Source organism: Paenibacillus sp. J31P316 (assembly GCF_056269105.1).
In genome coordinates, this window is sequence record NZ_JBWDNI010000003.1 from 470167 (window position 1) to 482452 (window position 12286).

The window sequence follows — 12286 nt, forward strand, 5'->3', positions numbered from 1 at the left end:
CGGCAGTTCCTTTCGCCTACAAGTATTTCTTGCGGTATTCGTTGGGCGTGACCCCTTTATGCTTCTGGAAGAGGGAGCAAAAATAGGACACGTTCTCGTAGCCGGCGGCCCGCGCGACCTCGTGGATTTTGAGCGACCGGTCCTTCAGCAGCTCCGACGACTGGCCGATCCGCACCTTCGTCAAATATTCCAAAATCGTCTCGCCGGTCTTCTGCTTGAACAAGGTGCGGATGTAGTTCGGCGTCAGATAGACGCGTTCCGCCAAGTCGTCGACCGTCAGCGCCTCGCCGTACCGTTCGTGAATCAGCGCGGTGATCTGATGAACGACGTTTAAATTCTTGTCCTGATCCTTCTCGCGGATGACGGCCATGATGCCGCCTGTCCAGGCAAGGAGATAGGCGTGCAGGTGTCCGACCGACTCCGGCTCGGTGATCGTCTTCCAATCGATCGCAAGCGGGCTGCCGCCGACCGCGGCGCGGTTCTCGAGCAGCGGCGCATAACGGCGCTCGATTTCGGAGATCACCTGCATGGTGCCGGCGATGATGGCATCCCGGCTCGTACGGTTCATGGCGAAGTGCCGGAAGTAAGCGCCAAGCACGGCTTCGGCCTCGGCGGAGCGAAGGTGGGAGACGGCATGGTTCAGCTGCTCGGCGACGTCCATGGGATGAAGGGCCGCTCCGGCGACGGCGGGCGCATGGGCGGCATAGCGGATGACGCGTCCCGTGCCGCTGTAGAACTTGTCGCCGTTCGCTTCCCTGGCCTCGCCGAAGCGATCGGGGAGTTCTTCCAGATAACGCCCGAGCCGCGAGATGCCGACGGACAGGACGACGCCGAAGCGATTGCCGGTCTCCTCGACGATCTCTTCCATTAAGGCTTCCAAGCTTTCGTCCTCCGAATCGTCATAGAGATAGGAGAGCGTGCAGAACCGCTGCTCATCCAACGTCCAGACGTAGGCCGGCGCCTGCAGCCCGGCGAGCTTGCCTGCGGTTAACGCGAGGATCGCCTCCCGGTGCCTGCCGGCCGTTGCCGTATGCGCGGGCGATCCGGCCGCGATCCCCGACAAAGGCGATCCCGCCGATCCCACTGTTCCCGCCGATCCCGGCGTCCCGGCCGATGCCTCCCATACAGCCGGATCGAGCGCATCCAAGCTGCAGACGCTCACCCGATACCTGCCAATCGTCGGCAGCGGGTTGGGAAGCATGCCGATGCGCCGGACCCATTCCCGGCGGATCTCTTCGTCCTGCTCGGCGGCGAGGGAGCGGACGAGCTTCTCCTTCGTCGCTTCGGAGGATTCGGACAGTTGCTTGTCCTCCTGGCATTTGAGAATGACCCGCTGCATGAGCTGGGCCAGCTCGGCGGAATCGACCGGCTTGAGCAGATAACCCATCGCTTCGATGCTCAGCGCGGCTTTGATATATTGAAATTCGTCGTGCCCGCTCAGGAAGACGATTTTGACGTTCTTGTCGAGCTGCTTCGCTTTCGAGGCGAACTCCAGGCCGTTCATGATCGGCATGCGGACGTCGGTCAGAATGATGTCGGGCTTGCATTCTTCCATGACCTTGAGCGCGTCCCGTCCGTTCTTGGCCGTGCCCGCCACGACGATGCCCATGTCTTCCCAACGTATATAATGCGCGATCGCGTTCAGCTCCAGTTTCTCGTCGTCCACAAGCAGAATTTTGTACAAGCGAAGCACGCTCCTTATCGTAAAATGCATACCGGATTCGGTTGTTTCATTGTAAGATTTGTAACGGTTTTCAACAATATCTCCCGCGGAGATGTGTAGGTTTGCGTCGCGTTTCCGTGAATCGGGTTATGGAAACGCTTCATTTCACCCACTTATAATGGGGATACGAAAACGAACGCGACATATGAACGGCCGTCATTTGAGGAGGAAAGGCATGGAAGCGTACCTAGACAAACAACAGCCTCCCGTAATCGGGGGCAAAGCCAAAACGCGCAAATGGCGAAAGATGAAGCAGCAGAAATATTTGTATCTGATGATTTTGCCCGCGCTGATCTGCACGATCATCTTCTCTTACGGGCCGATGTTCGGCTTGTATATGTCCTTTATCAACTATTCTCCCGGCGGAGGCTCGTTCTTCCACCAGTTCTTTCACAGCAAATTCGTCGGATTCCAATGGTTCGATTATTTCTTCACCAACGGCGATTTCTACAGGATCATGCGCAACACGCTCGCCCAGAGCTTGCTGTCGCTGCTGATCGGTTTCCCGGCTCCGATCATTCTGGCTATTATGATCAACGAGGTCGGCCGCGGCATGTTCAAGCGCATCGTCCAGACGGTATCGTACTTGCCGCATTTCGTCTCCTGGGTCATCGCGGCGAACATCATCGTCACCGTGCTGTCGTCCGGAGGCGTGATCAATCAGATCCTGACGTCGCTGCACTTCATCGACAAGCCAATTACTTTCCTGCAGAACGGCCATATGTTCTGGTGGATCATCGCCTTCTCGAACACGTGGAAGGACATGGGCTTCAACGCCATTATCTATTTGGCGGCCATCGCCGGCATCAATCCGGAACTGTACGAAGCGGCCCGGGTGGACGGCGCGAACCGCTGGCGGCAAATGTGGAACGTCACGCTGCCTTCGCTCAAGCCGACGATCGTCATTCTATCGATTCTTGCCGTCGGCAACGTGCTGAACGCGGGCTTCGATCAGCAGTACTTGCTGCAAAACACGACCGTGCTTGAATATTCGGATGTCATCGACACCTACACGTACCGGTACGGCTTGCAGAACGGCATGTTCTCGTACGGCGCGGCCGTCGGATTGTTCAAATCGGTGGTGGCTTTCGTCCTGGTCGTTCTCGTGAACGCCTGGTCCAAGAAGGTCAACCAGCAATCCCTGTATTAATTCACCGGAAAGGAGGACGAAGACTTGACAGCATCCAAGAGCTACAGCGACCGCATTTATCTCGCTTGCGTATACGTATTTCTGACTTTCGTGTTCGTGATTACGTTCTATCCCTTCTGGAATATTCTCGTTCTATCCTTGAACAGCGCGGACGATACGGTCCGGGGCGGCATCTACTTATGGCCCCGCGTCATCAACTTCGACAGCTATAAGCAAATCCTGCAGGACGCCGAAATCTTGAACGGCCTCAAAGTCACCGTGCTGCGGACGCTGATCGGCACGCCGCTCGCGCTGGCCGTCATCAGCCTGCTGGCCTTCGCGCTCAGCAAACGGGACCTGGTCTACGGAAGAACCATCACGCTGTTCTTCATCTTCACGATGTACTTCGGCGGCGGCTTGATTCCGTACTATATGATTCTGAAGAACGTGCACCTCATCGACTCCTTCATGGTGTACATCTTCCCGAACCTGATGAACGTGTTCTTCGTCATCATCGTGAGAACGTTCATGCAGGAACTGCCGCTCGAGGTGGAAGAGTCGGCGAAGATGGACGGCGCGAACGATGTCCAGATTTACTGGCGGATCATCCTGCCGATCTGCGTGCCCGTACTGGTCACGATCGGCTTGTTCTCGGCCATCAACCATTGGAATTCCTGGTTCGACTCCTACGTGTTCACGTATAAGCCAAACCTGAAGACGCTGCAGGCCGTGCTCGTGAAGATTCTCAATCAATACCAAACGGAATCCTTCACGTCAAGCGCTAACCAAATGGCAGATTCCGCCAAACGCAACGCCGTCTCGTCGGATACGATCCGGATGGCCGCGACGATGGTGGCGACGCTGCCGATCATCATGGTCTATCCGTTCCTGCAGCGGTATTTCGTCAAAGGCATGACGCTCGGCGCGGTCAAGAGCTAAGAGGTTCGATTCGGATAAGCTCCGCCGGCTTCTCGCGAGCATTCGGGAGCATGCGGAGGCATTAGATAGCATGGTTAGGCATTCGCAAGCATTAAAGGAGGTGAGCGTTCCCCGCTCCATCGAAGCCGTCTTGCACGCTCGAATTTAAGTATGGTAGTATACAATTCTCACAGGGGGTTTTCACTCATGCCAGGATTCAAAAAATGGGGCACGCTGTCCCTTAGTCTCGCTTTGGTCGCGTCGATCGCGGCCGGCTGCGGAAGCAACAATGCCAACAATGGCGGCAACAACGCGGATCAAGCGTCCAATGCAGGATCGACGAACAACGCCGGCGCCTCGAACGATGCCGCGGGCAACAAACCGGCCGAAGATTTGACGCCGCTCAAAATCACGTTTTTCGACAAAAATACTGGTGACGCTTTCACCAACGACGTAGCCAAAGAGATTACGAAGCGCACGGGCATCACGGTCGAAATCCAACAGCCGACGGGCAATCCGACGGAGAAATTGAACCTCATGCTCGCCAGCGACGATCTGCCGGACATCGTGCTGATGGATCGCGGCGGCGACGTCGTGAACAAATACATTTCGACGGGCGCTTTGATTCCGCTCAACGACCTGATCGACAAATACGGTCCCGACGTGAAAACGATGTACGGCGACACGTTGAACAAGACCCGCTATACGGACGGCAAAAACTACTACTTGTCCAACTGGTACGGGATGTCGGAAGGCGAGCCGGTATTCGGCTTCAACCTGAAGATGGACTTCTTGAAGGAGCTGGCGCCGGACAAGGCGGCGGGAGGTCAACCGTTCACGGCGGATGAATTCGAGCAGCTGCTGAAGGATTTCAAAGCGAAGTATCCGACGGTCAACGGCAAACCGACGATCGGGCTGACGATGGACGGCTCCAACATGGGCGCGGTAACGGGCACGTTCAAAGGCATGTTCGGCATGAAGACGTATTACGAGACGGACGGCAAGCTGCAGTACGACGTGGAAGATCCGAAATACAAAGAAATGATTCTCTATATGAACAAGCTGTACAACGAAGGACTCATCGATACGGATTGGGCGATCAACAAGAAGGAATCCTGGCTGCAGAAACTGTCTTCGGGCACGGTACTCGGCACGACGGGCGCGTACTGGGATCTCGGAACGGCGAACACGGCGCTTAAGAAAGACGGCGGCGAAGAGAAGCAATTCTTCGACTATAAAGTCGTCGGCCCTGGCGTAGATCCGGCCAAGACGACTTACGGTCCGCAAGGCTCCCTCGGCTGGGATGCGATCGGCATCACGAAGGCCAACAAGAATCCGGAGCGCACGATGCAATTTATCAATTTCCTGGCGAGCGAAGAAGGCCAATACCTGCTGCAATGGGGCGTGGAAGGCAAGCACTGGGATCTGGTAGACGGCAAGCACGTGCCGAAGCCGGAAGTGCTGAAGGGCTTCAAGGACGACTGGAACAACTACACCAAGACGACGGGTATCCGCAAATGGACGTGGTTCATCAAGGCGGGCAAAGGTTCCGACGGTACCGTTTACGATCTGGCAGGCCGGTACGAGCGCAGCGAAATCGACAAAATGGCGATCAAAAACTTGAGCGATTCCGTATGGAGCACCGATACGTACGACAACCTCGGCCCGCAAGGCGGAACGCCGGAAGCGCTGATCTCGCAGAAGGTCAACGACACCATGACGCAGAACATCACGAAGGCGATCATCGCCAAATCGCCGGAAGAAGCCGGCAAAGTGTTCGACAAGATGCTGGCCGACATGAAATCGGCGGGCAGCGAGAAGGTCGAGAAGATCATCAACGACAACTACCAGCAACGATTGGCACTTTGGAAATAATCATTTTGACGGGAGGAGGTCGGCCGAACAGGGCCGGCCTTTTTTTCTCGACTTGAATTCGGAGGCGGAGAAGAATGACGATAGCAAGAGCGGAGCAAGAACAACTGGCGGCAATCGGGAACGATCATGTGCGCGTCGAATGCGACCTGGCGAGCGGGACTGCCCGTATCGAGTGGCTGGATTCGGCAAGCGTGCGCGGCATGCAAAGCCGGATTCGCTTGGACGGCCGGATGATCGAGACCAAGGATGCGCGGGAGCGTTCCTATCGAATCGAGGAGACGGCTGATGTCTTCGGCGCGGGCGCGCGATTGATCGTGCATCACCGGATGGACGAGCGGCTGGAGCTCGTGCAAAGCTTTGCCGTTTATGACGGCTTGAAAGCATGCTTCGTGCAGGTGAAGGCGACGAGCCTGAGCGGAGAGGAACTCTCGACCAACTATATCGCGCCGGTCTATTGCGCCGGGGACAGCGCGGACGGCGTGCTGAGCGTGAAAGCCGGAGCCGTAGATGCTAGGCGGCAAGATGTTGAGGATCAAGATCCCAAGGATCATGATCCTAAGGATCAAGATCCTAAGGATCAGGACGCGCTGCTGGCGCTGCTCGTTCCGTTCGACAACGACAAATGGGTGCGCTACGAATCGGTCGCGATGCCGGGGCGGATGGAAAGCTACGAGGTATCGTCCGTGTATTGCAATGCTTCCCGGCACGGGCTCGTGTTCGGTTCCGTCACCCACGATACGTGGAAGACGGGCATTCAAGTCGAGAGCGCGGCCGATCAAACGGTGCAGCGGCTGGAGATCTACGGCGGCGCGTCCGGCGACTATACGCGCGACTCGATTCCGCACGGGATCGTCACGGGAACCGAAGTATCCTCTCCGACAATTTGGCTCGGGGCGTTCGACGATTACAGGGAGGGGCTGCAAGCCTTCGGCGAAGCGAACGCGCGCATCGAGCCTCCGCTGGCGTGGGAAGGAACGGTGCCGTTCGGCTGGAACAGCTGGTCCGCGGTCGGCGACAAGTTGAGCTATGACAGCTACACGCGCGCGTCCGACTTGATCCATGAGGTCCAGCAGCAGGGCTTCCACGACCAAGAGGTCGTCTACTTGAATTTCGATTCCTTCTGGACGAATCTTACGGCCGAGGAACGGCGGCAAGCGGTCGAGCATGTCCACCGGAATGGCCAGAAGGCAGGCACGTACTGGACGCCGTTCGCATATTGGGGCAAGAGCGAGGAAGCGGGGGATCGGACCGTGGAAGGCACGGACGGGCTTTATACGTACGCGGACCTGCTGCTGCGCGACGAGGAGGGCCGCGTGCTGCCCGATCTGGACGGCGGGCTTGCAATCGATCCGACGCATCCGGGCAATCGGATGCGCACCGAATGGACCTTGCGGAATTTCGTCGCCGAAGGCTACGAATACGTGAAGCTGGATTTCATGGCGCATGGAACGCTGGAAGGCCGGCATCATCATCCGGATATTCAGACGGGCATTCAGGCTTACCGCTACGGCATGCAGCATATCCGCGAGCTGCTCGATCCCGAGCGGATCGGCCGGCCGTTCTTCATCCATTTGTCGATCGCGCCGCTATTTCCCCATCCGTACGCGCACGGCCGCCGCATCTCCTGCGATGCGTTCGGCGAGCTGAAGGACACGGAGTATATGCTGAATTCGCTCACGTACGGCTGGTGGATCAACGATACGCTGTACCGGTTCAACGATCCCGACCATACGGTGCTCTACAAGAGCTACAACCATGAACCGACGTCGGAGCATGAAGGCCGCAGCCGGTTGAACGCCTCGATCATCGCGGGCACGCTCATGCTGATGGGCGACGACTTCCGCATGGAGGAGGCCCGCAGACGGGCGCTTGCTTGGTTGACGGCATCCGAACTGATGGAGATCGCGCGCAAGGGAGAGACGTTCCTGCCGCTTGAAGGGAATACGGGTCAGCAAGCCGCGGACGTCTTCTACCGCAAGGACCGCTCGCCGGAGGGCGGGGAAGTGATCCATGTCGCGGTCTTCAACTATGACAAGGAGCGATCCGCCGCCAAGACGGTCGACTTGGGAAGAATCGGCCTGCCCGCGGGGACGACTTATCGTTGCGAGGAGTTATGGTCGAAGCAGGCGAGCAGCGCGGAAGGCAAGCTGGAGATCTCGCTGGCGCCCGCGGAGTCGGTCATGCTGCGGTTGAGCGCGATCGGTTAAAGGCTGCTGAAATCTAGAGATGAAGGGAAACGCGGAACAGCCGAGGCTGTTCCGCGTTTTTTGGTAAGGACCTTCATCCGTTCTTCGACCTTGCGATGCATGTGATACCGTCCGCGCCATGCATGTCTGTTTCTCTGAGGTCATCCGACAGCTTGCCGATGATGTCTCCTGTCGAAGAGCGTGGCGACCCATAACAGCAGCGGAATGCCGATGCCGCACACCGGGAAGGCGTAATAGCTCCACCAATTAAAGAAAGGCCCGTACATGGTTGCTCCCGGACTGAGCAGCGCCCCGACGAAGATCATTGGACCGACGATCCAAATCAAGGCGTACCAATTGTTCAGCTTGAACCACAGCGACAACTCGTAACTGACAACGAACAGATGCGTGGACAAGATCGTCGTGATGCCGAAGATCCAGAGAGAAAACATGAATATATCGATCTGCTGAATGAATTCCATGATATCGACGGTTCGCATATACGAGAAGAACGGATCCTGCAGCCTCGCCGCAAGCGCCGGACCGAACACCGATAAGGAGAGCACGGTAAGCATGACGAACGTTAGGATCGTCACGCCAAGCGCAATCGACGACAACAGGGGCGCTTTGCGGGGATTCGCCATGAAGGCGACGAGCACGAGCAGCAGCAAAGATTCACCGCCGAGCAGCGTCGTCAAGGGCACCGCCCCCTTCGCGATCTGCAGCCAGCCGTTATCGAAGTATACGGGCAGAATCCGTTGCCATCTCAAATTGCGGCCGTTCAAGGAGAAGCTTACGAGGGTCGTGATGAAGAACACCGGACCTACGACTTCGTTATAACGTCCAATCCCGCCGATTCCGCCATGCGCGGAGTAGACCATCAGAATCGAAAGAATCAGCATCACCACCCATACGGGTGCCTTGTCGAGCAGCACGCTCTGTATGAAATCGCTGCTATAACGCAGGATGACTACGGATATCGAGATCCAGAGCGCAAAATAAGGCAGGACGACGATGCGGCCAAACCATGGCCCCAACACGGCCCGGCTGAAGCCGAACAAGGTTTTCTCCGGATGCATCATGCTCAATCGAACGAGAAGAAACGTAAGGACGATCACCGCCAAGCCGGCCATAAGGATCGAGATCCACGCGTCCTGCTTCGCCTTGACGATCGCGGTCTTGATGAACGGAATGAAATTGCAGCCGTCGATGATTAACAGCGTCCAGATGAACTGAGAGCCTGTGATTTTCATAAGTCCTTTGATTCGCACGTGTCCGCTCCCCCCTGTATCAATCTGGCTTCCGAATCAATTCTCGTCGATCGGGGACGTAACGAGTCCCGAATTTCGCACGCAGGTTAAATCGACATGCACCGTAACCTGAAGCTCCGCGAAGCGGTCGTTCCATTTCCCGCGCACCGTCTTCCATTGCATGGGATGCTGGCGGTGAAAGGCTTCGCCGAATCCGAATATGTCGGCGCGGTAATCGCGCTGGACTTTGCCGATCAGCGCCTCGATCTCCCGTTTCGTTTTCCTGTTGACGGCTTGTTCGATGGCGCGCCGGTCCGCGGCCCGGGTTGGATTCAGAGAGGAATTGTTCTCCACGACCGCGCCGCTGCCGGACAAATGAAGATCGACAACGATTTGGTTCCGTGCCATCCGCGTACGGATGCTTTTGCGCAGGGACTTGAACGTCACGCTGATATTTTCGTCCGGGCCTTCCCCGATCGGCAGCGAGTACTCATACCCGGGTTGTTTGCCCGTGATCCAATTGGCGTAGACGGTCTCGTTGCCGTCTAGGAAGCCTACCGTTTTCAAGCCCTTCGCTTTATTGAACACGGCGGATCCGTAGTAATACGGCTTGGACGCGGCCGTCAGGCCGATGGCGGGCACGAACGGATCCAGTCCTTCCGTCAGCGTATCCGACAGGAAATCATGAAAGTAGACGTAACGCAGCTTGAAAATATCCTCCTGCCGCCTGAGCGCCATCGACATAAAAGGTTCGAAGATCGCCTTTTGCGCCAGAACGTCCTTGGCTTCGGCATCCTTTACGACGAATAGCTTCGAGCGCAGTTCCGATCGCGGATTTCGGACGAACTGGTCGAGGAGATGGGAGATTCCGTGCTCCGCCAGATGCTGCCCGATCAGGATGACCTCGCGGTGACCGGGAAACAATTCGCGCGACAGCTCCTTTTGCGCATTTCGCATCGCGTCGTAGAAGTTGATCCCGTTAGCCGTCGTCAATTCGTAGGTATTATGTGCGGTTCCTCCGCCTCCGGAGGGATTGTTTCCCCCTCCGACACCCGAAGGAAGCGCGATTTGGAAGCTGACCTCGAGTTTGCCGTTCTTCGTCAAATCCAGTCCGTCTCCCATATCGAAGGCAAGTTGGTCCGGCTCTCTCCGGTTCCCGCAGCCGGCAAGCAACGACACTAGGAGCGCAAGCAGCAGCAAGCGCAGCCGGTTCGCGTTCATGCTTCTCCGCCTCTCTTCCGCGGTTCCGGTTCTTTGCGTTTCGTCAGGCGCTGAGGCCAGCGAACCCACCAATCCTTCAGCCATTTGCCGGATGCCGGGGCGAGAGGGGTCAGATACGGCATGCCGAACGGACGCAGCTGGACGAGGTGGATCAGGATGGCCACGACTCCCGTCGTCAGCCCGAACAAGCCGAACATGCCGGACAGCACGAGCAGCGGGAAACGAAGCATCCGCAGCGGAATGCCGAACCGGTAGCGCGGGATGATGAACGAGGCGATGCCGGCCGCGGACACGACGATGACAATGGGCGACGACACGATGCCGGCACTGACGGCTGCCTCTCCGATGACCAGTGCGCCGACGACGCTCACGAGCGGTCCGATCGGCTTCGGCAAGCGGAGACCGGCCTCTCTCAGCCCTTCGAACATGACTTCCATCATCAGCACTTCGATCACGGTCGGGAAAGGCGCCCTTTCCCGAAGCGCCGCGATGGTGATCATCAGCTTGCCGGGAATCAGTTCCTGATGGAAATTGGTCAGCGCGATATAGAAGGACGGCAGCAGCACCGAGAACGCCGCGAAGAAATAACGGATGCTCCGGTTCAAGGCGACGTACAGAAAACGCTCGTAGTAGTCGTCCGGCGCCTGCAGGCCGCTCCAAAACGTCATCGGCACGACCAGCGTAAACGGCGTGCCGTCGGCGATGATGACGACCTTCCCTTCCATCAGCCCGGCCGCGACGACATCCGGTCGTTCGCTGCTCATCATTTGCGGGAACGGGGAGAAATGCGTATCTTCGATGGCTTCCTCGATATACCCGGAATCCAATATTCCATCGACCTTAATGCGCGATACGCGGGCACGCACCTCCTCGAGCAGGTCGGGGTCCACGATTCCCTCGAGATATGCGATCACGACGTCGGTTTGGGTGAGGTTGCCTACCGTCATCTCTTCGATCTTCAAACGAGTCGTCGCGAATTTGGAGCGAAGCAGGACGGTATTCGTGCGGAGATTTTCGGTGAAGCTATCCTTCGGCCCGCGAAGCGCAGGCTCGGAGGTTGACTCCTCGATGCCGCGGGTTGCGACCTGTCTGACGCTTGCCACGCAGGCTGTTCCTTCGCCTTCGACGAGGATGGCGAGGTCTCCCTTCAAGATCCCGGTGACGATTTCGCCGATGTCGGAAGATTTCCTCATCTGCAGCATGGGGAATAACTGCTGCGCGCACATTTGGGCGATGTTATCGATGGCGCCAAGCCCCTGCGGCAGTCCCTTGTAGATTAAGGGAGAAAGCACGTTGTCCGTGATGAGCTCGACGTCGACCATGCCTTGGACATAGATGAGCAGGAGCTTGGCATGATCCTCCATCGCCAACTCGCGGTATACGATATCCGCGCAGTTCTGAAACGCTTGCTCGAAGGCTCGCCGGTTGGCATCCAGATCTTCCGCGAGGGGAGCAGCATGACACTCCGCTTCCGCATGTTGGAGAGGGACCGGCTTATGCAGGTTTTTGTTAGCGAGTTTCGTCCACTTCATATGCGCAGGCCACCTTAGTATGAAAACAACAACTTAGAGAACGGGAAATGAAGGAAAGGGAGGCAATGACACGTCTACTATCCCCCAGAACATGTAAATTATGTATCCCTTACGATGGTCAAGCCGTAACGATTGGCCGTATACAGAAGTGATATCCGATGGCTCATTTCATACTCGGCCACAAGTAGGGGAGGAATTGAATAGTTTCCGGAAATCTGAATCCCACGGGCAGACGCGTTCGATTCCCCGCTGCCGCATTCTTACGGCCAACGAAAAAAAGGTCACCCGTAAGTTCTGGTGGCCTTATAATCCGAACGGCAAGTTAGCGCAGCAGGATAAACTGTCTTGGAATCAATAGAAGGATTTATAACATGACTCCACAGCTGCCGTAATAATTATAATAGCATTTTATGACTCTATTCCAACATATCCTAGAGAGTACCCAGCACGTA

General features: G+C 57.0%; 8 protein-coding genes. 4 read left to right on the forward strand and 4 right to left on the reverse strand.

Annotation, left to right across the window (positions count from 1 at the left end):
* Positions 1-16: 16 nt before the first annotated feature.
* Positions 17-1684 carry a response regulator transcription factor gene (locus tag AC0YNU_RS13135; RefSeq protein ID WP_475757065.1) on the reverse strand — a complete coding sequence of 556 codons (1668 nt, stop codon included), beginning with the start codon at positions 1682-1684 and terminating at the stop codon, positions 17-19.
* 214 nt (positions 1685-1898) lie between these two features.
* Here AC0YNU_RS13135 and AC0YNU_RS13140 point away from each other — a divergent pair, with 214 nt between their 5' ends.
* The 4 genes from AC0YNU_RS13140 (at position 1899) to AC0YNU_RS13155 (ending at position 7852) form a co-directional block, all read left to right on the forward strand.
* Positions 1899-2873: an ABC transporter permease gene (locus tag AC0YNU_RS13140; RefSeq protein ID WP_475757067.1), complete on the forward strand. Its 975-nt coding sequence runs from the start codon at positions 1899-1901 to the stop codon at positions 2871-2873.
* Between the two features lie 24 nt (positions 2874-2897).
* Positions 2898-3791 (forward strand): carbohydrate ABC transporter permease, encoded by an 894-nt coding sequence (locus AC0YNU_RS13145; protein ID WP_475757069.1) that lies wholly within the window; start codon positions 2898-2900, stop codon positions 3789-3791.
* 186 nt (positions 3792-3977) lie between these two features.
* Positions 3978-5645, forward strand: coding sequence for an extracellular solute-binding protein (locus AC0YNU_RS13150; RefSeq protein ID WP_475757071.1), 1668 nt, complete (start codon positions 3978-3980; stop codon positions 5643-5645).
* 74 nt (positions 5646-5719) lie between these two features.
* Positions 5720-7852: an alpha-galactosidase gene (locus AC0YNU_RS13155; RefSeq protein ID WP_475757073.1), complete on the forward strand. Its 2133-nt coding sequence runs from the start codon at positions 5720-5722 to the stop codon at positions 7850-7852.
* Positions 7853-7992: 140 nt separating this feature from the next.
* Here AC0YNU_RS13155 and AC0YNU_RS13160 read toward each other — a convergent pair whose 3' ends face one another.
* Genes AC0YNU_RS13160 through AC0YNU_RS13170 form a run of 3 tightly spaced genes read right to left on the reverse strand, consistent with a single transcriptional unit; the run spans position 7993 to position 11834 of the window.
* Entirely contained in the window at positions 7993-9102 is a 1110-nt protein-coding gene (locus tag AC0YNU_RS13160; RefSeq protein ID WP_475757075.1) for a GerAB/ArcD/ProY family transporter, read from the reverse strand.
* 36 nt (positions 9103-9138) lie between these two features.
* Positions 9139-10302: a Ger(x)C family spore germination protein gene (locus AC0YNU_RS13165; RefSeq protein ID WP_475757077.1), complete on the reverse strand. Its 1164-nt coding sequence runs from the start codon at positions 10300-10302 to the stop codon at positions 9139-9141.
* Positions 10299-11834 carry a spore germination protein gene (locus AC0YNU_RS13170; protein ID WP_475757079.1) on the reverse strand — a complete coding sequence of 512 codons (1536 nt, stop codon included), beginning with the start codon at positions 11832-11834 and terminating at the stop codon, positions 10299-10301. Before AC0YNU_RS13170 ends, AC0YNU_RS13165 begins: the two co-directional genes overlap by 4 nt.
* Positions 11835-12286 lie beyond the last annotated feature (452 nt).

Coding starts and splice junctions, on each gene's coding strand:
- AC0YNU_RS13140 (WP_475757067.1), top strand. CDS start 1,899: ATGGAAGCGTACCTAGACAAACAACAGCCTCCCGTAATCGGGGGCAAA.
- AC0YNU_RS13150 (WP_475757071.1), top strand. CDS start 3,978: ATGCCAGGATTCAAAAAATGGGGCACGCTGTCCCTTAGTCTCGCTTTG.
- AC0YNU_RS13155 (WP_475757073.1), top strand. CDS start 5,720: ATGACGATAGCAAGAGCGGAGCAAGAACAACTGGCGGCAATCGGGAAC.
- AC0YNU_RS13165 (WP_475757077.1), bottom strand. CDS start 10,302: ATGAACGCGAACCGGCTGCGCTTGCTGCTGCTTGCGCTCCTAGTGTCG.
- AC0YNU_RS13170 (WP_475757079.1), bottom strand. CDS start 11,834: ATGAAGTGGACGAAACTCGCTAACAAAAACCTGCATAAGCCGGTCCCT.